The 23,567-nt window shown below is 71.6% G+C and carries 14 protein-coding genes; 9 read left to right on the forward strand and 5 right to left on the reverse strand.

Annotated elements, in window-relative coordinates:
* Positions 1-113: 113 nt before the first annotated feature.
* The 3 genes from pulA to M4D54_RS00910 form a co-directional block, all read right to left on the reverse strand.
* Positions 114-6,335, reverse strand: a complete 6,222-nt coding sequence (gene pulA, locus M4D54_RS00900) for a pullulanase-type alpha-1,6-glucosidase (RefSeq protein ID WP_259889606.1) — start codon at positions 6,333-6,335, stop codon at positions 114-116.
* A 455-nt stretch (positions 6,336-6,790) separates the two neighbouring features.
* On the reverse strand, positions 6,791-9,613 hold the full coding sequence (locus M4D54_RS00905; RefSeq protein ID WP_259889609.1) for an alpha-1,6-glucosidase domain-containing protein: 2,823 nt from the start codon (positions 9,611-9,613) through the stop codon (positions 6,791-6,793).
* Complete coding sequence (locus M4D54_RS00910; protein ID WP_259889612.1) at positions 9,610-10,161, reverse strand: FAD-binding oxidoreductase; 552 nt, start codon at positions 10,159-10,161, stop codon at positions 9,610-9,612. The genes M4D54_RS00905 and M4D54_RS00910 overlap by 4 nt, the downstream gene beginning before the upstream one ends.
* A gap of 385 nt (positions 10,162-10,546) precedes the next feature.
* On the opposite strand from M4D54_RS00910, the gene glsA reads away from it, so the two are divergent.
* The 4 genes from glsA (at position 10,547) to M4D54_RS00930 (ending at position 15,067) form a co-directional block, all read left to right on the forward strand.
* On the forward strand, positions 10,547-11,605 hold the full coding sequence (glsA, locus tag M4D54_RS00915) for a glutaminase A (protein WP_259788957.1): 1,059 nt from the start codon (positions 10,547-10,549) through the stop codon (positions 11,603-11,605).
* A gap of 435 nt (positions 11,606-12,040) precedes the next feature.
* The gene (locus M4D54_RS00920) at positions 12,041-12,499 is read left to right on the forward strand and encodes a hypothetical protein (RefSeq protein ID WP_259889623.1); all 459 of its coding nucleotides are present in this window, start codon (positions 12,041-12,043) and stop codon (positions 12,497-12,499) included.
* Positions 12,500-12,686: 187 nt separating this feature from the next.
* Positions 12,687-13,517: a DUF5926 family protein gene (locus tag M4D54_RS00925; protein WP_259889625.1), complete on the forward strand. Its 831-nt coding sequence runs from the start codon at positions 12,687-12,689 to the stop codon at positions 13,515-13,517.
* Positions 13,514-15,067, forward strand: coding sequence for a glycosyltransferase (locus tag M4D54_RS00930; protein ID WP_259889628.1), 1,554 nt, complete (start codon positions 13,514-13,516; stop codon positions 15,065-15,067). Before M4D54_RS00925 ends, M4D54_RS00930 begins: the two co-directional genes overlap by 4 nt.
* A 71-nt stretch (positions 15,068-15,138) precedes the next feature.
* Here M4D54_RS00930 and M4D54_RS00935 read toward each other — a convergent pair whose 3' ends face one another.
* Entirely contained in the window at positions 15,139-17,325 is a 2,187-nt protein-coding gene (locus tag M4D54_RS00935; RefSeq protein WP_259889631.1) for a hypothetical protein, read from the reverse strand.
* 278 nt (positions 17,326-17,603) lie between these two features.
* Here M4D54_RS00935 and M4D54_RS00940 point away from each other — a divergent pair, with 278 nt between their 5' ends.
* From M4D54_RS00940 to pheA, 4 genes are read left to right on the forward strand one after another with little or no spacing between them, the layout of a single operon-like run.
* The gene (locus M4D54_RS00940; RefSeq protein ID WP_259889633.1) at positions 17,604-18,701 is read left to right on the forward strand and encodes a hypothetical protein; all 1,098 of its coding nucleotides are present in this window, start codon (positions 17,604-17,606) and stop codon (positions 18,699-18,701) included.
* Positions 18,698-19,093: a GntR family transcriptional regulator gene (locus M4D54_RS00945; protein ID WP_259889646.1), complete on the forward strand. Its 396-nt coding sequence runs from the start codon at positions 18,698-18,700 to the stop codon at positions 19,091-19,093. Before M4D54_RS00940 ends, M4D54_RS00945 begins: the two co-directional genes overlap by 4 nt.
* An 8-nt stretch (positions 19,094-19,101) precedes the next feature.
* Entirely contained in the window at positions 19,102-19,695 is a 594-nt protein-coding gene (locus M4D54_RS00950) for a GNAT family N-acetyltransferase (protein WP_259889648.1), read from the forward strand.
* A 26-nt stretch (positions 19,696-19,721) separates the two neighbouring features.
* A complete protein-coding gene (pheA, locus tag M4D54_RS00955; RefSeq protein WP_259889650.1) occupies positions 19,722-20,711 on the forward strand; it encodes a prephenate dehydratase in 990 nt (329 codons plus the stop codon).
* A 7-nt stretch (positions 20,712-20,718) separates the two neighbouring features.
* Here pheA and M4D54_RS00960 read toward each other — a convergent pair whose 3' ends face one another.
* Positions 20,719-22,077, reverse strand: coding sequence for a diacylglycerol kinase family protein (locus tag M4D54_RS00960; protein ID WP_259889652.1), 1,359 nt, complete (start codon positions 22,075-22,077; stop codon positions 20,719-20,721).
* Positions 22,078-22,265: 188 nt separating this feature from the next.
* Between M4D54_RS00960 and serS the strand changes: the two genes are divergently transcribed.
* Positions 22,266-23,528, forward strand: a complete 1,263-nt coding sequence (serS, locus tag M4D54_RS00965; RefSeq protein ID WP_193866618.1) for a serine--tRNA ligase — start codon at positions 22,266-22,268, stop codon at positions 23,526-23,528.
* Positions 23,529-23,567 lie beyond the last annotated feature (39 nt).

The raw sequence follows: 23,567 nt of genomic DNA on the forward strand, positions 1-23,567 counted from the left end.
GCACGTCGCCGACCGTGAGGCACGAAGCACAGCGATGTGCTGAGGACTGAACGACGGATCCCCCGGTTCCCTCGATCGAGCGAGGGAACCGGGGGATCCGTGTGTGGGGTGTGTCAGGCCGCCCGGCGCTTCCAGGCGGTGAGCCCACCACCCACGGCGATCAGTGCGGCTGCCGCCAGCACGTAGCCCCACGCGTCCGTGCCGGTGCGGGCCAGCGGACCGCGATCACGATCTGCACGGCCAGGATCGCCGGCTTTCCCCGGGTCGCCTGGCTCTCCGGGCTCACCCGGTTCCTCGGGCTGGCCGGGCTGACCCGGTTCCCCGGGCTCTCCGGGCTGGCCGGGCTGGCCGGGATCTCCGGGCTGGCCGGGTTCTCCGGGCTGGCCGGGCTCGCCGGGTTCACCAGGTTCACCGGGTTCACCGGGCTGGCCGGGTTCACCGGGCTCACCGGGCTCACCGGGTTCACCGGGTTCACCGGGCTCACCGGGCTCACCGGGGTCACTGGGCTCACCGGGCTCACCGGGCTCACCCGGCGCCGTATCCTGCGGGGCCACGAACACGGCCACCGTGTGCGCCGGCACCGTCACCGTGCCCGTCGAGGCCTCCCAGGTGGACTCCTTGACCACCGGGTCGACGCCCTCGGCCTGCACCTCATGCAGCGAGTACTCCAGTCCCGCCATGCCGTCGACCTGCTCGGTGATCGGCTCGTCGGAGGCGTTGAAGACCGTGACCAGACCGTCCAGGGCCGGGTCGGCGTCAGCCCCCACGGTGTCGTCGATCCGCATCACCAGCAGGCCCGGCGTGGCATCCGCACCGGCATTGGGGAAGCTGACCTTCTGGTGGATCAGCTCCGCCTCGCCCAGCGTGAACAGGTTCGTCGAGGAGCGCAGCCGCAGCAGGTCCAGCGTCACCTCCGAGCTGAACTCGATGTCCGCCGGGGAAGGAGTCTTGGCCGGGTCCTCCAGCATCGGCACCATCAGGTCCCACGCCTCGCCGTTCTTGCCCTCCGGCGGCAGGCCCCGGCCGTAGCCGTTGTCCTGCATCGTCCAGTCGATCACGTTGAAGTGATCCCCGGAGTCGTAGGAGTCGCGATCCAGCGACTTCGAGCGCATCAGATCGGTGCCGCCCGCCCAGAACGACGGGGACTGGCCCAGCGTCACCGTGGCCAGGGACAGGGTGTTCATCCGGCCCCTCACCTCCATCGACGCATCCTGCGGCAGCTTCCACACGTTGAGGTCGTACAGCGCCTCGTTGTCGTGGGCGTCCACGTAGTTCACCGACTCCTCCGGACGCGAGGTGAACCCGGCCGCAGACCCGTTGTAGTCCAGCTGGTCACCACGCAGCACCTCACCGCTGGAGGACTCCAGCTCGAAGTCCTTCAGGCTGCCGGCCAGGCCCAGACGGATCAGGTCGGTGCGGTGCAGCAGATCCGCCCGCTGATCCTCCTCCGACAGCTCGGAGAACCCGTTGGGCATCGTGTACTGGCCGTTGCCGAAGCCCTGCATGGTGCGCTTGTCGGTGTCGAAGGGACTGCCGCCGTGCACCGCATCGCGCAGACGATCGTTGAACGCACCGATCGAGGTGCCGTCCAACTGCCCTTGCGTGGCCTGCGTGAACCGGGCGTTGTTCTCGATCTCGCCGAAGTTCCAGCCCTCGCCGTACAGATAGATGCCGGAGCCGTCGATGCCGTCGGCCTCCAGGGTCAGCTCGTCCAGGGCGGCCCGCACCTCCTCCATGTTCTCGCGGGAGTGGTGGCCCATCAGGTCGAAGCGGAAGCCGTCCACCCCGTAGTGGCGGGCCCAAAGCACGGTGGAGTCCACCATGATGCGGCCGGCCATCTCGTTCTCGGTGGCGAGGTTCGAGCAGCAGGTGGACGTCTCCACCGCGCCCTGCAGGCTCAACCGGTGGTAGTACCCGGGCACCACCTTGTCCAGCACCGAGCGATCGGCCTGACCATGAGCGGCGGTGTGGTTGTACACCTTGTCCAGCACCACCTGCAGGCCCATCCGGTGCAGCTCACCGACCATGGAGCGGAACTCCGCGGTGCGGGCACCGCCCACCTGGTTCCCGGCGGTCGCGTAGGAGCCCTCCGGGGTCTGGTAGTGGTACGGGTCGTAGCCCCAGTTGTACGGGTCCTGATCCGCGACCTCCGCGATCGCCGCCTGCTGGTCCGGGGAGGCCGGGCCCGCGTCGGGGATCTCCGGCTGCACCTGAGCGGAGCGGTCCTCCTCGATGGTGGCGATGTCGAAGGTGGGCAGCAGGTGAACCGTGGTCACGCCCGCATCGGAGAGCTCCTGCAGGCGCGCCGACCCGGCCGAGTCCGGGTGCCCGAACGCCGCGTAGGTGCCGCGCACCTCCTCCGGCAGGCCCTGGTCCCCGGCGGAGAAGTCCCGCATGTGCAGCTCATAGATGGTCTGGTCGGCGAACTGCTCGACCTGCGGGGCGGGAGTGTCCGTCCACACCTGCGGGGCCCAGCGCTCGTCGTCCAGGTCCACCATCACCGACTGCTGCGAGTTCAGCGTCAGCCCCACGGAGTACGGATCGGTCACCACGTTGGTGACCACCTCTCCCTCGGCGGGGACGTACACGTCCACCGCGAAGGTGTAGGCGCGGTCCTCCCAGCCGGGCTCACCGGTGATGGTCCACACGCCGCCCTCGCCGCGCTCCATCGGCAGCACCTCGGCGCCCTCCGGGGCGGCGGCACGGGCCGACGGGCCGGCCGCCTCCGTCACCGGTGCCGGGGACAGCTGCAGGTCCACGCTCTTGGCGGTGGGTGCCCACAGCGTCACGGTCGGGGTGCCGGCCTCGTCGAACACCACGCCGAGCTCGTGAGCGTCGGCGTCCTCGGCGTACAGCGCATCCAGAACGCCCGGGATTTGCAGACCGGTCATCACCTCGATGCCGTCGGCCCCGATCTGGACCACGGCCAGCTCGCCGGTGAGGGCCTGCTCGAGCGCGTCGCGGTCCACACCGGAGAGGTCCAGCGCCAGGAAGTCGCCGAGATGGCCGCGGCCCTCCAGCTCCGCCTCGTCCAGGCCGCCGTCGCGCAGGGCCAGCTCACCGAGCTGCTGCCCGCCGGTGACCGCACCGTCGGCCACCGTGAGCCCGCCCTCGGGGGCCGACCACAGCTGCCAGCTGGTGGTGGCCGGATCGCTGACCCGGTCGGCGGGCCAGGCGATGGTGTCGGCATCCACGAAGTGCGCCAGCTGCTGGCCGGAGCCCGCCACCAGCGGATCCTCCGACTCGATGGTGAGCACGTGGGTGGCCAGGTCGTAGGAGAAGGTCACGACCTTTCCCTCCTGGGTGGAGAAGGAGTAGTTGGCGCCGCCGCGCGCACCGTCCACCCCGTAGTTCTCGTCCCAGGAGCCGCCGTGGGCCGCCTTCACCTCGTAGCTGCCGGTGGGCAGGGCATCGGTGGTGAAGGTGTACACGCCGTCCCCGTCACCGTCCTGCATCCAGGTGGCCATGCAGGAGGGCATCCAGTCCTCGGTGCAGCCCAGGGCCGCGTTGAACGAACCGGGAAGGGTCACGAAGGGACCATCGGCGCTGGACTGGACGATGTGGGTGACCGGGTCGTACCAGAAGGTGACCGGCCCGCCCTCGTGCGTGTAGGAGATGTTCTCCCCACCGGGCACACCGCCCGCGCCGTAGTTCTGGTCCCAGGAGCCGCCGTGGGCGACCTTGAACTCGTAGGTCCCGGCGGGGATGTCGAAGGTGCCGGTGTACTTCCCGGAGGCCGCGTCCAGGGTCAGCTGGGCGGACTCGCAGTCCGGCTGCCAGTCGCCCGCGCAGCCCATCGCCGCGTTGTGGGAGCCCGGCAGCGTGATCGACTCCGCGTCGATCCCGCCGGGCCCCTCGGCCGGGCCGGCAGCGGAGAGATCCGCGCCCACCACCGCACTGGTGGAGGCCGCCACGCGGGAGCCGCTCGCATCGGTGGAGACCGCGCGGTACTCGATCACGGTGCCGGTGTCCAGGCCGCGCACGTCGTGGAACACCCGCGGGGTGTCGTCCTCAGCGGTGCCGAGCGGCGTCCACGCCACCTCGCCGGCGATCCGGTAGCTGAAGGAGGTCTCCGCCCAGCGGTCCGCAGCGATCTGCGCGCTGATCGGGGCCAGACCCTCCACTGCACCGCCCTGGGCGGGGGTGAGGGTGATCGCCTGCGCCTCACCGGCAGCGGCGACCGGGGCATCGGCCACCAGCACCACGGCCGACAGCGACGGCACGGTCAGCTCCACGGTGCCGTCCGCCCCGGCGGTGACGGGGGCGTGGTCACCGTGCAGCACCGAGTAGCTGGCGCCCGGGGTGAGGGTGGTGAGCGTGACGGTGCTGGCGGAGCCGGCATTGTTCAGCGCCACCAGGTGCTCGACCTTCTCCTCGCGGTCCACGCGGGAGAAGGCGTACACGCCGGGGCCGCCCTCGGCGTACAGCTCGATCTGCGCCCCGGTGGACAGCGCCGGGGTGGAGTTGCGCAGCGTGGCCAGCTCGCTGATGAGCGGATACAGCTGCGTGCCGGTGTCGAAGTGGTCGCCGGACCCGTAGGGGGAGCCGTCGATCAGGGTGTCGTCCAGGTAGGACGGGGTGCGGCTGGGGAACATCGACTGGCGGGCATCCTTGTCGTTGCCATCGCCCACGAAGCCCTGCTCGTCGCCGTAGTAGATCACCGGCTGGCCGCGCGTCAGCAGCATCGTGGTGTGCGCGAAGGCGGCGCGCTCATCGAGCCGGCCGGAGTCCCGCAGCAGGTAGCCGATGCGCCCCATGTCGTGATTGCCCACGAAGGTGGGCAGGTCCGCGGCGGAGGAGGTGGGGGTGATGTAGTGGTCGTCGGCGTCGAACAGGGCCGCCATGCCCTGCGCGGTGTAGCCGCGCGCCCAGTTGGTGCTCGCCGACTGGTAGGCGAAGTCCAGCACCGAGTCCATGTCGGTGTCCCGCACGTAGGGGGACAGCAGGCGCGCATCGGCGTCGTACACCTCGCCGAAGGTGAAGAACTCCTCGCCCGCCGGGGTGGAGCCCTGGTGAGCGGCCATCGTGCTGGTGAAGGACTCCCAGAACCCGAAGTCCACGTGCTTGACGGTGTCGATGCGGAAGCCGTCGATCCCGAAGTCCATCCACGTGGTGTAGATGTCCTCCATGAGGGCCAGTACCCGCGGGTCCTCGGTCATCACGTCGTCCAGACCGTCGAAGTCGCCGTGGGTGACCGACTCTCCCTCCCACGTCGAGTTGCCGCGGTTGTGATACATGGTGACGTCGTTGAGCGCCTCCGGCACCATCACCGTGTTCTCCTCGCTGCGCACCGGCGTGTACGGGAACGAGGTCTGCGGGTCGAAGGTGGGGAAGTCGGGGGACTGCGCCACCTGGGCGAGGTCCACCGGGTTGCCGTCGGCGTCGCGGTACGGGGAGGTGGCCTGGTCGATGTACCCGTACTCGCCCTCCTCGTAGTCGATGAGGTCCGCGGTGTGGTTGACGATGATGTCGAAGTACACCTTGATGCCGCGCGAATGGGCGTCGTCGATCAGGGCCTTCAGCTCGTCGTTGGTTCCCAGGTGCGGGTCGATGGTGGTGAAGTCGGTGACCCAGTACCCGTGGTAGCCGGCGCTGGCGTTCTCGCCCTCGCCCTGGACGGGGTTGTTCTTGAACGAGGGGGTCAGCCAGATGGCCGTCATCCCCAGGTCCTCGATGTAGTCCAGCTGGGAGTGCAGGCCGGCGATGTCACCGCCCTGGTAGAAGCCCTTGTCGGCGGGGTCGAAGCCGTGGTCCAGACGGTCGCCCTCGATGCCACCGGTGTCGTTGGAGAGGTCACCGTTCTCGAAGCGATCGGTGAGCACGAAGTAGAAGGTCTGCCCGGCGCCGGGGTGGCGGTGGGGCGCCGCTGCGAGCGCGGCGTCGTCCTCGGTGTACTCACCGGGCAGCTCGGGCAGGGCGATGGAGAGTCGGCTGGTGGCCTCGTCGAACTGGAAGCGCACCGTGGTGGGGGCGGCGAAGGCTAGCGGGATGTTCTCGTCGCCGCCGTCCAGGCCGTAGGCCTCGTCCCAGCTGCCGCCGATGGCGACCTTGGTCTCCCACTGCCCGGCGGGCACCTTGAAGGTGGAGGCCCACACCCCGGCCTCACCGGTGGGCAGGAGCCTCGTGGCCTCGCAGTCCGGTGCCCAGTCGGTCCCGCAGCCCAGCTCGGACTGCAGGGAGCCCACCAGCACCGGGTCGTTCGGGCCGACGGCGTGCACCAGCGGCGCGGTGCCCGTCACGCTCGCCATCGCCATCATCAGGGCAGCGATGATCGCCAGCCCGCGACGTGGCAGCGGTGCGGTGATCGCCGCGGCCGACGAGCCACGTCGCCGCATCACCGCCGACGAGCCACGGTGCCTCATCACCGCCGGCGCGGACGAGGATCGACGCGGACGGGGGTGCGGATGCCCGAGGATGCGGGCTGCACGAGGGGAGGGGACGGGGCGGGAAAACCGCGGGACCGACATGCGGGGACTCCTCTGTCCGGGCAAGGAACGGCCGAGGGGAACGGCCGGGGCGCACTCCAGGCATTGGGAGTGCAAGATATTCATCGGTGTGGCGGCTATTTCACCTCCAGCACGCTCGCCCCACCCTAAAGGCCCATCCCACCAGCATCAACTGCAAGCCAGAACTTGCAAGATATTTCAGTCCACAGGGGTGGAGGGGCGCCCGCAGCGCAGCCCGCATGGCACCCCGCAGCGCAGCCCGCATGGCACCCCGCAGCACCCCCGGGGGACTTCACGCACAGCAGCGCTTCGACGGCGGCGAAGGACGTGGCCCTGCTACGAGATCACCGCTGGACCAGCACCGCCGCCGTGTGCGCGGGCACCGTCACGGCGCCGGCTGCCGCATCCCAGGTCGTCTCGCGGGCCACGGCATCGGCCCCCTCCACGTGCACCGCGGACAGCTCCAGACAGGTCCCCTCCATGCCCTCGACCTGCTCGGAGATCGCCTCGGGGGAGGCGTTCAGCACCACCAGCAGCCCGTCGAGGGCGGGGTCGACGTCCGGCCCGATCGTGTCGTCGATCCGCATCAGCAGCAGCCCGGGCGTGGCCTCGGGGCCGGCGTTCGGGAACGTCACCTTCTGCTTGATCAGCTCGGGGTCCCCTAGGGTGAACAGGGGCGTGGAGTGCCGCAGCCGCAGCAGGTCCAGCGCCATGGCGGCGCTGCGGGCGATGTGCTCGGGGGCGGGGCGCATGGCCGGGTCCTCCAGCATCGGGGCCTGCAGCTCCCACAGGTGCTGGTTGCGGCCTGCCGAGGGCAGGCCCCGCCCGAAGCCGCTGTCCTGCATCGTCCAGTCGATCATGTTGACCAGGTCGCCGGAGTTGTAGCTGTCGGTGTCCAGGGACTTCGATCGCAGCAGGTCCGTGCCCGCGGCCCAGAACGCGGGGGACTGGCCCAGCGCCACCGTGGCCAGGGCCAGGGTGTTCAGCCGCACCCGGACGTCCATCGAGGTGTCCTGCGGCAGCTTCCACACGAAGGTGTCGAACAGGGTCTCGTTGTCGTGGGCGTCGACGTAGTTGACATTCTCCTCGGGGCGTGAGGCGAAGGCCGCGGGGGAGCCGTTGTAGTCCAGCTCCTGCCCGCGCAGCACCTGCCCGGTGGAGGCCAGCAGCTCGTAGTCCTTGAGATTGCCGGCCATGGACAGGCGGATCTTGTCGGTGCGGTGCAGCAGGTCCGCCCGCTGCTCCTGCGCCGAGTGGGGTGAGAGGTCGTTGTGGGTGAGGAACAGTCCGGTGGCGAAGCCGCGGTTCATGCGGGCGTCCTCGTCCATCAGGCTGCCGCCGTGCACCGCGTCGCGGATGCGGTCGTTGAAGCAGCCGATCGAGGTGCCGTCGAGATTGCCCTGGGTGGCCTGGGTGAAGCGGGCGCCATCGGCCACCTCCCCGAAGTTCCAGCCCTCCCCGTACAGGTAGATGCCCTTCCCGTCGACTCCGTCGGTCTCCAGGGTGAGAGCATCCAGCGCCTCGCGAACGGCCTCCATGTCCGCGCGCCGATGGTGGCCCATCAGGTCGAAGCGGAAGCCGTCCACCCGGTAGTGGCGTGCCCACAGCACCAGGGCATCCACCATCAGGCGGCGCATCATCGCGTGCTCGGTGGCGGTGTTGGAGGTGCAGGTGGAGTCCTCCACACTGCCCGCCGCGTCCAGCCGGTGGTAGTAGCCCGGCACGATCCGGTCCAGCACCGAGCGCTCGTGCTGACCGTCGTGCGCGGTGTGGTTGAACACCACGTCCAGCACCACCTGCAGGCCCATGCCGTGCAGAGAGCCCACCATGGAGCGGAACTGGGCGGTGCGCTCGCCGCCGTCCTGGTGGCCGTCGGTGGCGTAGGAGCCCTCGGGCGCGAGGTAGTGGAAGGGGTCGTAGCCCCAGTTGTAGGCGTCCTCGTCGGCCACCTCGCCCACGGCGGCCTGCTGCTCGATCGAGGCGGGGCCCGCGCCGGAGGGGATCACGGCCTGCTTCTGCCGGGAGCGCAGCTCGGGGATGGTGGCGATGTCGTAGGTGGGCAGCAGGTGCACCGTGGTCAGGCCCGCTTCGGCCAACTCCCGCAGCCGCGCCGTGCCGGTGGAGTCGGGGTGACCGAAGGCCAGGTAGGTGCCGCGCAGTTCGACGGGCAGGGCCTCGTCGCCACCGGAGAAGTCCCGCACGTGCAGCTCGTAGATGGTCTGCTGCGCGGGGCGCTCCAGTCGCGGCGCCGGGGTGCTCGCCCACTGCTCGGGCGCCCAGCGCGGATCGGTGAGATCCACCAGCACCGAGTGCTCGGAGTCCACGGTCAGGGCCACCGAGTACGGGTCGGTGACGCGGTTCTTCACCACGCGGCCCTCGCGGGGCACGTACACCTCCACCTCGAACAGGTAGGCGCGGTCCGTCCAGTCCTCGGCGCCAACGGCCGGGCCCGAGGCGCGCCAGATCCCGCTGCCGTCCCGCTCCATGGGGACGGTGACCGCCGGCTGCTCATGCTCCGGGGGCTGCTGCGCGCCGGGTTGCTGCGTGCCGAGCTCTGCGTCGCGGGCTGCGTGGCCGACGGGTCCGAACACCTGCAGGGCGACGCTCTTCGCCGTCGGAGCCCACAGGGACAGCTCCCAGCGGTCGCCCGCCAGGCGGGGCCCCAGCGGTGCGACCGATGCCTCCTCGGCGTACAGCGCATCGAGCACGCCCGCCATCTGCACACCGGTGGCCACCTCGATGCCGCCCCCGCGGCGCTGGACCACGGCCAGCTGACCCGTGAGGGCCTGCTCGAGCACGGCCCGGTCCAGCCCGCCGAGCTCCAGGGCCAGGTGGCTGGCCAGGTGCCGACGGTCCTTGGTCTCCGCCTCGGTGAGAGGCCCCTCCCGCAGGGTGAGCTCACCCAGGCGCTCGCCACCCGCGACCTGCCCGCCGGCCCGCCCGCCGGCCAGGGTGAGGCCGCCCTCCGGCGCCACCCACAGCTCCCAGGACGTGCCTGCGGCGTCGTCCACGAGGTCGGCGGGCCAGGCGATCACACCGGGGGTGAGCAGGTGCGCGCGCTGATGTCCGGGCCCGGTGGGGATCGCATCCGAGAGCAGGGCCGGGGCGTCGGCCGCCCCGGCGTGCTCAGCGGTGCTCTGGTGGGCGGACTGCTCAGTGGGGGTCACGGTGCGGGGCTCCCGGATGGCGTGGACGAGTGGGGCAGGCGCGATGGTCGGGCGCCGATCGACCTCCCATTGTCGCCGAATGTCCGTGACGGCGGGCCGCGGCCAGCGACTCCGGGTGACCAGGACCTCCTCAGCCCGTCGCCGCCGCCCCAGGCCACCGGCACCCGCTGCTCCACCAGCGGCGCGGCATGGTCCTGCACGTCCGGTGCCGCGATCTCCTGCGGGGACCCGGCCAGCTGCTGCGCGGTCAGCAAGGACCGGGCATCCAGCAGCTCCACGGCGGCGAAGCCCGCCTGCACCACGCCCGGCAGCATCGCGGTGGCCGCCTGCAGGGACGGCGCGGTGAGCAGCCCTGTGGCCACGTGCTTCTGCACCGGCACGGTGCGGAATACCGCGGAGGAGACGAAGGTGAGCGTCCCCTCCGACCCCACCACCAGGTGGGCGAGCACATCGGCCGGCTGATCGAAGTCCAGCAGGGCGTTGATGCCGTAGCCCATGGTGTTCTTCATGGCGAAGCGCTCGGTGATGATGCGCCGCAGTTCGGGCACCTCGCGCACCTGCGCATCAGTCGCAGCAGCCCTTCGTGCAGGGCAGGCTCGCGCTCGCGCAGGGTGCGGGCACCTGACGCGGCGCGTTGAGAGCGTCGATGTTGGGGCAGTTGGCGGAATCGAGCCGTGTAAACGCCAACTGCCTCGATGTCGAACTCAAGGTCGGGGGTCCGGCCGCCGGGAGCGGGTCCGGCCGCCGGGAGCGCGTCCGGTCACCGGGAGCGGGTCCGGCACCACCGGTTGGCGGCAGCTCAGGTGCTTGGCTGCGCGGGTAGGTGATGGCGCGGTGGGTCGGTGGTGGCGCGGTGGGTCGGTGGTGGCGCGGTGGGTCGGGTGTCCGGCCGTGCGGGGGACGCTGCGGCGCGGCCCATGTAACGTCGGCGGTGTGTCTGCCGCATTCCACACCACACCCGGTTATAGCGCCCATCCCGCTCCGCGCTCCGACCCGGACAGTGACCGCGAGGCCAGCACCTACCCCGACACCGCCCTGCGCACGTACTTGCAGCGCCTGGAGGAGGCACTGTCCTCCGCCGAGAGCGAGGGCGAGATCCCGGAGCTGGCGCTGCTGTCCGGCGCGAAGGAGGACCAGATCGGGGTGGCCCTGTGCTCGATCGACGGGGAGATCACCTCGGTGGGCAGTGAGCACGCGTTCCCGGTGCAGTCCATCTCGAAGGCCTTCGCCTACGGGGCGGCGATCGACCTGCACGGGCTGGACTACGTCACCTCCATCGTGGACGAGGAGCCCACGGGAGAGGAGTTCAACGCGCTCAGCCTGGATCCGGTCACGAAGAAGCCCAAGAACCCCCTGGTGAACATCGGTGCGATCCGCACCCACGCCATGCTCGGCCCCACCCAGCAGGAGCGCACCGCGCGGCTGCGCGATGTGCTCGACGCCGCCGCCGGGCGCACCCTGGAGGTGCACGAGGTGACCCGGCAGGCCGAGCTCGAGACCGCCGACCGCAACCTGGCGCTGGCCTACATGCTGCGTGCGGCCGGCTCGATGGACGAGAACGCGGAGGACGTCGTCGGCGGGTACACCGAGGGCTGCTCGGTGCTGGTGAGCGTGGCGGATCTCGCGGTGATGGCCGCGACCCTCGCCGGGGGCGGCACCAATCCCATCACCGGTGTGGAGGTGTTCTCCCGGGTGGCGTCGCGGCAGGTGCTTTCGGTGATGCTCACCTGCGGGATGTACGACAACGCCGGTGACTGGGTCAGCGATGTGGGCATCCCCGCGAAGTCCGGGGTGGGCGGCGGCATCATCGCCGCTCTGCCGTCCCGGTTCGGCATCGCCACCTATGCGCCGCAGCTGGACCAGCACGGCAACTCCGTGCGCGGCACCCTGGCGTTCGAGCGGATCAGTGAGGACTTCGCCCTGCACATGCTGGACGGGCAGGAGCCGACCGACCTGGAGCGGCGGGCCGAGGAACTGGTGCGCCTGCCCTGAACGACGTCGGGCGCGGCAGTGGCGCCGCGCGGCCATGGACGACGCATGGCCGGAAGGGGCGAGGCGATCAGTTCCTGTGCGAATTGTGCGAGACGGAGCTCCGTGAGTACTCGCTCTGGGTGAGTTCGAGGACCTGCGGCTTTTGCGAGTTCACATTCCCCCAGGGATTGATGAGACGGATGCGGGGCTCAGATCCGTCAGACGGGCGGATGGCCTCGTCCACGACGTACACGTGGCCGGGGACGACATCGGCGCACCGCCGCAGCGATTCCGTATCGGCCCCGTAGAACATGCCATCCCCGTTCCACTCGCTCATCCCCATTATCGGTACCGACATGGCACCAGTCCCACGTATGTGGATAACGCGGGCGAGAGCCAGAAAGGACGTCGATGCACACGTGGCGATACCGAGGGATATGGGGAGGGACACTGGTCATGGCACTGATCTCAGGATGCACGCCGGGGCCGGGTGAGGCCGTACCGCTGGGGAAGGCGCGCAACGAGGTCGCGGCCCTGGTGGAGGAACTGCAGGAAGCCTTCACCTTGCGGGAGGAGGCGGAATGGAGCGGCCCGGACCGGGAGGCGCTCGCGCCTGGGGAGGACGGCAGCTGCCGGTGGCGGCCCGGCACGTGGAGCACCCCGCTGCGGCTCGAGGAGAGCGACCCGAGCTGGCCTGATCGACGTGAGCGCGTCAACGAGGTGCTGGCCGAGCACGGGCTGGGGGAGGTGGGCGATCCTGAGTACACCGGCGGAGCCGCCTACGGGTTCGAGACGGGGGGACCTGCAGGCGGGCGACTGCGGATTGACTCGTGGAAGGGAGAATCGACTATCTACCTGCATGGTCTCGCCGTTGAGGTCGAGGGTGCCTGCGACGGGTCCGCGCTGACGGGCTGACTGCGCAGCAGGGCCAGCTGGCGTCGGCCGGCTCGTCGACCAACAGCAGGCTCCCCAAGGGCCGGCGCCCGAGCGCGTCAGGGCCCGGGAGCCCGCCCGCGCCCGATGCAGTGCTCTCCCCGCCGACGGGTTCGAGGTGAGGCCCGGCTCCGTTGTGGCGGCCCCGCCGGTCGGTAGACTTCCCGCCATGAGTTCCACCTCGAGCAATGCCCTGGTCCGACGCCCCTTCGAGGGGATCCCCGCCGAGCGCGACCTGGTGGCGATGCGCCAGCTGATCCCGGCGGCCACGATGACCGCTACCACCGTCGAGGAGCACGGCGGTGTGGACGTCGTGCTGGCCACGATCCTGCCGATGGCCTGGCCGGCCGTGCGCCGCACCGACGGTTCGGTGATCATCGGCGTGCAGTCCACCTTCCCGGGCGGTGACCTGTCCCGCGGTATCGGCCAGGTGCTGCTGCAGGCCCTCGAGGCCGAGCCCGGCACCCCGGTGACCACCGTGCAGCTGACCGACGAGTCCCCCCGCCTGCAGGACCTGCTGGATCTCACCGGTGACTTCCCGATCACCGTGCACGACAGCTTCGACTTCTGGGTGGACCCGGGCGCCGAGCGCACCGCCGAGATCGAGCAGTCCATCAAGCAGGCCGACGAGTCGATCATGCCCACCAAGCCCGTGGAGGGCCTGCCGCACGCCTACTGGGTGGACGCCGGCCCCAAGGAGCATCTGCGCTGGGTGCTGGATGCCGACGAGGACAGGGTGATCGACGCCGTGGCCCGCCTCCACGCTCGCCGCGAATCCGGCGTGGGGGAGGACACCAAGTACGTGGGCTCCTTCCGCGCCGAGGGCATGACCATCCCCGTGTGGGACCTGCCCACCGGGTACGGCGTCGAGGGGGTGGAGAAGGAGGCCGAGGCCTTCCGCACCCGCTTCGAGGAGGCCCTGGACACCGAGGAGCCCCTCACCCCGCTCGAGCGGAGGGCGCGCGGCGGCATCGTGGCCCGACAGGTGACGCTGCGATGAGGGCCGCGGGGCCGCTCACGACCGACCGCCCCACCAGCGTCGCCGTCGTCATCCCCGCCAAGAACGAGGCGGAGCGCATCGAGGCGACCATCGAGGCCGCCCGCCGCATCGACGGGGTGGACCTGGTCGTGGTGGTCGACGACGGCTCCACCGACGCCACCGCCGCCGTGGCCATGGGCGCGGACGCCCTGGTGGTGCGGCACAAGACCAACCGCGGCAAGGCCGCGGCGATGGCCACCGGCGCCCAGCTGGTCGCGATGCGCGAGGACGCCCACCGTGCCGACGGAGGGGAGGCCTTCCGCGAGGAGCTGCATGCCGAACCGCGGGTGCCCGGCCACACCGGTCCGCTGCCGGTGATCGACGCGGACGGTGAACGGCCCCGCGCCCTGCTGTTCCTCGACGCCGACATGGAGGGCAGCGGCACCGCAGCGCAGCCGCTGGTCGACGCGGTCCTCGGCGACGGCGTGGACATGGCCATCGCCCTGCTGCCCCCGCAGGACGGCGCCGCCGGGCTCGGCATCGTGGTGCGCACCGCCCGCTCCGGGATCCTGCGCGCCACCGGATGGGAGCCGACCCAGCCGCTGTCCGGCACCCGTTGCATCACCCGGGAGACCTGGGACGCCTGCCAGCCGCTGGCACCGGGCTGGGGCGTGGAGACCTCCCTGACCATCGACGCCCTCACCGGAGGTTTCTGGGTCAAGGAGATCGAGTGCGATCTGCACCATCGGGCCACGGGCCGGGACCTGAGCGGTCAGCTGCACCGCGCCCGCCAGCTCAAGGACGTGCTGCGGGCCCTGGCCCGGCGCCGCCATGTCACCCCGGACGAACCCGCCGAGGACGACGCGGCCACCCCGTCGGCAGCAGCCCCACAGGCGGCCGCCACCGGCACCAGCACCTCCCAGGAGGCCGACGCAGCACCGGGGGCCACGCGCCTCGACCCGGTGCCCGCTGACCCAGCGCCCCCTGTCCCCGACCCCGCGCATCCCGGGCCGGCAGAGGTGCCGGGTGCGGCTGAGGGCGCTGACCGCCCCGCCCCGGTCGACGCGGCCCCGGACTCGTCGACGACGGCATCCGACGGGTCTGCCACATCGTCCATCGCCCCGGCTCGCCCCCACGAGGACGACACCGACGACGAGGACGCCTGGTCCGTCACCCCGGACACCGGCGCCGACGACCGCGCCGACCGTCGCCGCGCAGCGCTGCAGGCGCTCCCGGTCGCCGGCACCTTCAGTGACGACCAGACCCGCGCACTGGGCGACGTGGACGCCGGGAGGCTGGACGGGCAGCTGCGCGCACTCCCGGTGGCGGGGGCCTTCGAGCCCGATGACGTGGTGCTGCTGGCCGGCGTCGACCTGGATGCGCTCGCCGAGCGTCTGCGCAGCGCTCCGGTCTCGGGCCCCTTCGATCCGCAGCACGCCGTGATCATCGCCTCGCACCTGGACGCCCCCGAGCCGGTGCTGCCGCCATCGATCGTCCCGCCGCTGACGGCCGACGAGTACACCTCGCTCGTGGTGCACGCCGCCGTGGACGCGGAGAACGACGAGCACTGAGCCTGAGGGCACATGCCCGGCGCGGCGCTTCGATCCTGGCCCGGTGGCGCCCGCCTGCAGGAGCCCTGTGCTCAGCATCCAGCGGGCGGCTCCGCGTGCGCACCCGCCGCCCGCTGACACACCTCAGGACCGGACGGCTCCGGCAGCACCGCGGGCAGCTGCGTGATCCACACGCCGAGCATCGCCGCCACCAGCACGGGACCGGTGTCGTTGACGGCGTAGCCCAGCCAGGCACCCACCACCAGCGCCACTCGCACGGGGTAGGACGCGGGATGCTCCGCGTCCATCCGTGCCAGGCGCGGCAGGCCCAGCCGACCCGGCATCAGGATCACCACCGACAGCGCAATGGCCAGCAGCATCAGCATGCCGAGCCCCCAGTACCCGGTCACCATCGCCACGTTCTGGGCGAGCTTGCGGACCACCACCGCGGCCAGCTCCCCGCTGAGCAGCTCGTCGATGAAGCGCCCCAGGTGGGTGCGCTCCTCCGGGGGGCGCAGCCAGTCCAGGAACGACACCCCGAGCACCGCGGCGGCACCGGCGATGGCCAGCAGGGCCAAGTGCCAGATGCGCACGCGGATCCCGGAGACCAGCAGGGCCAGTAGCCCGAACACCGGGACCGTGGCGATCATCGACCCGAAGTCCGCGCCCATCGACGGGGCCACGCACACGATCGCGACCACCGCACCCACCGTCAGGGTCCACAGCATCCGCGCCCGCGTGGTGCGCACCACCGTGAACAAGCACAGCAGGGCCATCAGCGATGCCCCCAGGACCAGGCCGAAGAGGTGATTGGACAGGCCGTAGAAACGCCCGCCGGAGATGGGCTGAGCGCCCAGCGGTGAGCCCAGCTGGAAACGGGAGCCGGTGGCGGATTCCAGCAGCACCAGCCCGGCCACCAGGGCAGCGGCCACCCCGGCGGGGCCGAAGCGGTGGCGCCTCCACGGGCCGGCCAGGCAGACGGCAGCCAGCAGGGCGCTGCCCGCCCACACCACGCCGGTCAGCGCCAGCGCCTGCGGCTCGGCCCGCCACCACGGCACGATCGAGGCGAACAGTCCGACGGCCAGCGGCAGGGGTGCGACCGACGCCGCCGCCCGGGCCACCGCGGCCACGCGCGGACGGCGCGCGGTGGCCGGGATCAGCAGCAGTACCGCGCCCACCAGGCCGATCCCGAACCAGGAACCCAGGGCGGGCACGGAGGCGGCGTCGACCGCGGCGGCCGCCATCGAGCGATCCACTGCCAGGCGCTGCGGATCGGGATGGCCCACCCCCCGGAACGGCTGCCCGGGGATGAGTCCGTCGGGGGAGGTGTCGTGGGAGGTGAGGACGGTGGCCAGGGCATCGGTGAGCACCACCACGCCCCTCTGCTTGGTGGCACCGGTGGTGAGGGCCTGGCCGGGAAAGGCGCTGTCCATCGCGACCTGCAGCCCCACGGTGCGGGAGGCGACGGCGCCGGTGCGCTCCACCTGGTCGAGCTCGGAGACGGGAGGGTCGGTCGCGGCGACGGAGAGCAGCAGGGTGCGGGGGAGCGCCCCCTCAGTGCAGGCGGCATCCCCGGGGTGGGTGCTCACCCCGCCATCGCCCTCGGCGTCGGAGAGCCCGCGCTCCACACCGGCGGCGTCCAGCACTGCCCCCACCTGCGAGTCCAGCGCGGCGAGTGCCTCGGGGCGGCCGGGGTCGTCGTGATCGGGCACGGACCCGGCGTCCACCAGCAGGATCGCCCCGTCGTCCAGCCCGCTGGAGACCTGCTGCGCGACATCGGCGGGAGTCTCGCCCCCACCGGCGGCGTCGATCTCGACCACGGGCACGTCCAGCTGCTGCCACTGGTCCGTGGGCGGCGAGGGGATCCCGGCGGTGCGCGGCGCCTCCTCGGCGAGCCCCCGGTACCCGGTGCGCAGGGTCTCCATGCCCTGGCGCTTCGTGCTCACCACTGTGGTGGAGGTGGTGTTCATTGCGCCCACCCCGGACACGTCCGCGAGGCACTGCAGCGAGGGGGTGTCCACGCGGCTGATGTCCTCCCAGGCGAGTCCGGCCGTGGCGATCACCAGGCGCACCGGCTCCTCGGCGGGGGCACCCGTGTCATCGGCCTGCGCGGACGGAGGGATCAGCACCGTCAGTCCGGGAACCAGCAGCAGCGCGGCCACCAGGATGAGCGCGAGCCTGCGCAGCACCGGGCCCGCAGCGCCACGTGGCGTGGTCGTCAGGACCCCCGTCGTCGGTGACGAGGGGGCCACCGGTGCGGTGGGGCGGTGAGGAAGCACGCTCCGATGCTACGGGTCGCCCCGGGCCGGGACGGTGCGCCAACGCCCCGCGCACCGGCGGCCCGCGCCCCGCGTCTCGTGGCCGACGCCCTGAGCACGCGCGCCTCGTGGCCGGCGCCCCGGGCACCGCGCCCCGCTGAGAGATGCAGACAATGACGAATCTTGTTCCAACACCTTGACACAAACACCAGATCGGTGCACGCTTGTGTCAGACAATCGATACAAGCGGTGACGGGTTGGACGGACCGACCCTCCGCGACGAATGAGGGGAGACAGTCATGAGCGGAATCGCCCTGCTGGGGATGATGGGGATGCTGGTGCTCCCCCTGCTCGCAGTGGTAGCACTGCTGGTGTACGCCACCATCTCCGGCAGCGAGCGCACCGGGCTGCACCGCGGGGCACTGCTGGCGCGGTGGATCGGCGCGGTCGCTGCCGTCGTCCTCACCATCGCGATCGTGGCGCTGAGCCTGCAGGGGACATGGCCCTCAGGCCGGCTCGGACTGGGAGCCCTGACCGGGACATCACTCCTGATCGGGGTGACGGTCCTGGTTCTCGCCATCCTCCTCGGTGAGCTGACGCTGCCGGCGCGCTCCGCCTCGCAGCGCTACGGCCTGCTCGCCCCCCGCGACTCACGCGCGCTGGTGTCGCGCCCCGCCCTGATGAACGCCGCCGTCTCCGCGATCGCCCTGATCGCATACGCCCTGTTCACCACCGCTGTGGCTTCACCGGACGACCAGGGAAGGCCTGGCCGCAGCCTCGCGCACACCGGGGTGGACGGTTTCACCTCGGGCGCCTACGGGCCGTTCCCCGGGCAGTGGTACACGGTGCCCGTGCTGGTGGCACTGGGAGTTCTGGCACTCACGGGCATCGGCGCGCTGGTGATCGTGGTGCGGCGCAGGCCCAGCGCGGACCCGCACGACCTGCTGCTGCGGCGCCGCTCGGTCACCTCTCTGCTGGGCGCGATCGCGGTGGGGACCGGCCTCACCGCACAGGTCCTGGCGATGCACGGGCTGCTGGGCTTCCTGAGGGTGGCACAGCCGGAGTACCAGGAGATGGTGCTCGGGGTGGCCGGCACCGTCATCTCCGTGGCGGTAGCCATCGTGGGCCTGCTGACCGCAGTGCTGGGAGCAGTGATGGTGTGCGTGCCCGCCGCCATCGCTCGCCGCATCCCCGACAGCGCCAACCGGGCCCGCACCGGGAAACCCGGAAGCCGAGGCCCGGCTGCGGGGACGTCGACCCCCGACCTGCCCTCGCGCGCTCTCGGTGCTCCGTCCGACGGTGCCGAGGCAGAGCGTCCGATGGAGCGCCTGTCCGGACCACACGGGCAGGGGTCGTCGCTGGCCGGGCGGGCCGCCCCGGTCAGGGAGGGACGATGAGCACGCTGGTCGTGGACCTGGAGGACCCCACCCCGCCCTACGAGCAGATCCGCCGCGCCATCCTGGACCAGGTGGCGAGTGGAGTCCTGGTGACAGGGGACCGACTGCCGGCCATCCGCACCCTGGCCGGGGACCTCGGGCTCGCCCCGGGCACCGTCGCCCGCGCCTACAAGGAGCTCGAGGAATCCGGCGTGCTGATCACCCGGCGCGGGGCGGGGACGCGGATCGCCGAGGGCGCCCCCGTCGCGGAGTTCAACCCCGATCTGCAGCGCCTGGCCGATGACGTCGTCGGCGCTGCGCGCAGTGAAGGCTTCGGCGACGAGGCGATCCTCGAGGCCGTGCGCCGCGCACTGCGTGCCGGTCCCGGGTCCGGCAGCCCCCACGGCTCGTGATCCACCTGGTGCCGCTGGGGCCTGAGCACGCCGAGCAGATCCTGCACGGCCAGGACCAGAGCCTGGCCGACGAGGTGTTCGGCGTCCGCTGGGAGGCCAAGACCCTCGATGCGTTCCTGCGCCGAGCGGGCCGATGGCGGGCCGACGGGCCACTGCGGGAGTTCGCCGCCATGGCGCCTGTGGGGGAGGTGACCGAGCATGCTGGCGCGGTCGACCACGTTCACTCGAGGAGGGCCACCGCTCCTGCGGGCAGGCCCGATGAGACCGGCAGCGGAACCCACCGTCTCATCGGCGGGGGAGGGATCCACCTCCTCGGGTCCGGCCTGGACCGGGGGCAGGCGGCGCTGACCTACTGGGTGCTGCCGGCCCACCGCGGGCGCGGACTGGGCGCGCGCATCGCCGGTGCGCTTGTGCAGCGAGCACGGCTGGAAGCGCGCATCGTGGAGCTGGTGCTGCGGATCGCCCCGGGCAACAGCGCCTCCCAGGCCGTGGCCCGCGGCATCGGGGCCAGGCCCCTCCGCACCGGCCATGCCACTGTCACTGAACGGCACCCGGCCGATGCCGCCCGCCTCGTGGAGCGCTGGACGCTTCCGCTGCGCTGATCTGCCGGGCACTACACTCACGGCTCATGCGGTACGGATTCCTCGGCCCCGAGACCACCTTCACCCATCAGGCGCTGCTGCAGGCCCTGGCCGAGACGCCCGAGGAGTTCGCGGGCGCCGAACCGGAGCTGGTGCCCTTCGCCTCCGTGGCCACCGCCACCACCGACCTGCTGGCCGGGGACATCGACGCCCTCATGGCCCCCATCGAGAACTCCGTGGAGGGCGGTGTCTCCGGCACCCTCGACGTGCTGGCCGCCACCGACTCCATCACCATCGTCGCCGAGCAGGTCGTGCCGATCACCTTCGTGCTCGCCGCCCGCGAGCCGATGGACCCCAGCGAGGTCACCACCGTGGCCTCCCACCCGCACGCCCAGGCCCAGGTGCAGGGCTGGCTGCGGGCGCATCTGCCCGAGGCCAGCATCGCGGCCTCCTCCTCGACGGCCGCCGCCGCACGCGATCTCGCCTCCGCCACCGCGGAGGACTCCGTGGGACGCGCAGCAGTGTGCTCCCCGCTGGCCGCCCGCCATTTCGGACTGGAGGTGCTGGCCGAGGGGATCGAGGACCACCAGGGCGCCCAGACCCGCTTCGTGCTGGTCACCCGGGAGGGTAGGATCCCGGCGCGCACCGGGTCGGACAAGTCCACGCTGGTGGTGCAGCTGCCGCACAACCGCGCCGGTGCGCTGCTGGAGATGCTGGAGATGTTCAGCGCCAACGGGGTGAACCTCTCTCGCATCGAGTCGCGCCCCATCGGGGACTTCCTGGGCAGGTACTCCTTCTCGATCGACGTCGAAGGGCACATCGAGGACCGCCGCGTGGCCGCTGCGCTGAGGGCCCTGCACCGCGTGTGCCCCGTGGTCCACTACCTGGGCTCCTACCCGCGGGTGGACGGGCAGCGCCCCGAGTTCCGCGAGGACTACTCCGACGAGGCCTACGACGAGGCCCGCGACTGGGTCGAGTCGCTGACCTCCCTGGTCACCAGCCCAGCCCAGGGTGAGCGGAACGCTCAGGCGGACTGAGCACCTCTCAGTCCCGGGTGGGGCTGGAGCTGACGGGCACCCGCAGGTGCAGCACGCCCGGGTCCACCTCGGCGATCAGATGGGTGGCCTCCACGTCGGTGTCGCCGTCCAGCTGCACCATCTGCGGCTTGGTGGTGGCCACCTTGATGGACTCGGTGTGGTACGCCTCCAGCGTGGACAGGCGCGGACCGCGGCGCAGGCGGCGCTTTGGCTGCGCAACCGCGCTGGGGTTCATGATGTGGCTGGCCAACTGGCTGAACCCGGCTGCACCCGTCCAGCTGGCCACGAGCACCTCGAGGCGTCCGTTGTCGATCGCGGCATCCGGCATCAGGGTGATCCCGCCGGGGAGCTTGCCCACGTTGCCCAGCAGCACGGTGCGGGCCTTGTGGGGGTGGCGGGAGCCGTCCGGCAGGTCCACCACGATGTCGATCGAGCGACCGAGGATCGACTTCACGCCGCCGAAGACGTAGGCGACCCAGCCGATGCGCTTCTTCATCTCGTCCCCGGTATTGCCGATCATCTCGGCGTCGGCCCCGAAGCCGGCGATCACCAGGAACACCTGCTTGCTGGCGGACTGCGCCTCGGCCGCAGTGCTGCCCACGCGCAGCCAGCCCACGTCCACCAGGCGATCCTGACCGGTGAGGATGGCGGTCATCGCCGCGGCCGGGTCGTCCAGCGGCAGCTCGACATTGCGGGCCAGGAGGTTGCCGGTGCCGGCGGGGATGATGCTCATCAGGGTGTCGGTGCCGGCGAGCTCGGAGGCCACCATGCGCACGGTGCCGTCGCCACCGGCGGCCACCACCAGGTCGGCGCCGTCGCTGACGGCCTGCCGTGCCATGCCCCGGCCCGGATCCTCCACGGTGGTCTCGTAGAAGGCGACCTCGGAGCCCTCGATCCGCTCGATCACCTCGGTGATGCGGGTGCGGAAGGCCTCTTCGTCAGCGAACTTGGAGGGGTTCAGCACGATGGCGACCTTCTCCAGGCGCTTGCCGACCTCGGTCTCCTGGTGCTGAGGATCCTCCTCCGTGGCCTCGTCCTCGAAGGAGTCCTGGGAGCGGCCCCAGTCACCGGCCTCGGGGTGGGCGTGCTCATCGGCACCGGCACCGTCCTGCCGGGACTGGGCGGCGCCCGGCAGGGAGCCCGGGGCGCGGGAGTTCGCGCCGTCCGCGGAGCGCTCGTCGTCGGGCCCGGCGCCTGCGGCGCGACGCGCCCGACCGGCGTGAGCGGCGCCGCGCACCTCGTCCCGCAGGGCGGCGATGTCCCTGCCGTGCCGTCCCTGGCGCTGCAGCACCATCGCGAGCATGACGAGCCCGATGACGGCGGCGACAACCAGGGCGATGAGGAGCACCATGAGGGTCTGATCCATGGCGCCAGGATAGTCGCGATGTCCGATATCGCCGCGCACGCCGCCTACCGCCCGCCCGGCACCCCGCCCCTGCCCCGTCGGCCGTCGGTCCCTGCCCGTCGGGCCGGCACCCGATGGCCGGCGGAGCGCCTCCTCGCGCTGTCGTGCTCCGCTGTGGGAGGGCGGTCACGCGCAGGTACCCTGGACCAATGATCGATCTGCGGCAGCTGCGCGAGAACCCCGATGTCGTCCGTGAGGCCCAGCGGGCCCGTCGGCGTGACCCCTCCGTCGTCGACTCCGTGCTGGAGGCCGACGCGCGCTGGCGCGAGTCCACCACCGCCTTCGAGTCCAAGCGGGCCGAGCAGAAGACCTTCGGCAAGCAGGTCGCCAAGGCCCAGGGCGAGGAGAAGCAGCAGCTGCTGGCCCAGGTCAAGGAGCTCGCCGCGGAGGTCAAGCGGCTCGAGGCGGCCACCGCCGAGGCCGTCACTGCCCGCGACGAGCTGCTGCGCTCCATCCCCAACATCGCCGAGGGCGCCCCCGAGGGCCTCGAGGAGGACTTCGAGGTGCGCCAGCTGGTGGGCGAGCCCCGTCAGTTCGAGCACCCGATCAAGGACCACCTCGAGATCGCCGAGGGCCTGCGCGCGATCGACATGGCCCGCGGCGCCAAGGTCTCCGGGGCCCGCTTCTACTTCCTCACCGGCGTGGGCGCCCAGCTCGAGCTGGCCATCCTCAACTCCGCCATCGACCAGGCCACCAAGGCCGGGTTCACCCCGATGATCACCCCCACCCTGGTGCTGCCCGAGGCCATGGAGGGGACCGGCTTCCTGGGTGAGCACGCCGACGAGGTGTACCACCTGGACAAGGGGGACGACCTCTACCTGGTGGGCACCAGCGAGGTGGCCCTGGCCGGGTACCACGCGAACGAGGTGCTGGACCTGTCCGACGGGCCCCTGCGCTACGCCGGCTGGAGCGCCTGCTACCGCCGCGAGGCCGGCAGCTACGGCAAGGACACTCGCGGCATCATCCGCGTCCACCAGTTCCACAAGGTGGAGATGTTCTCCTACTGCCGCATCGAGGACTCCTACGACGAGCACGAGCGCCTGCTGGACTGGGAGCGCGAGATGCTGGCCCGCATCGACGTGCCCTACCGGATCATCGACACCGCCGCCGGTGACCTGGGCACCTCCGCCGCCCGCAAGTTCGACTGCGAGGCCTGGATGCCCAGCCAGAACACCTACCGCGAACTCACCTCCACCTCGAACACCACCCAGTTCCAGGCCCGCCGCCTGAACATCCGCGAGCGCACCGAGGACGGCCTGCGCCCGGTCGCCACCCTCAACGGCACCCTGGGCACCACCCGCTTCATCGCCGCCATCCTGGAGAACCACCAGCAGCCCGACGGCTCGGTGGTGGTTCCCGAGGGGCTGCGGCCCTACCTGGGCGGACGCGAGGTCTTCGAGGTCATCGCCTGATGGCACGCCCCCTGCGCTCGATGCTGCACGCCGTCCGTC

The organism is Brachybacterium sp. p3-SID1565 (genome assembly GCF_025143785.1).
GTDB classification, from domain to species: Bacteria; Actinomycetota; Actinomycetes; order Actinomycetales; family Dermabacteraceae; genus Brachybacterium; species Brachybacterium epidermidis.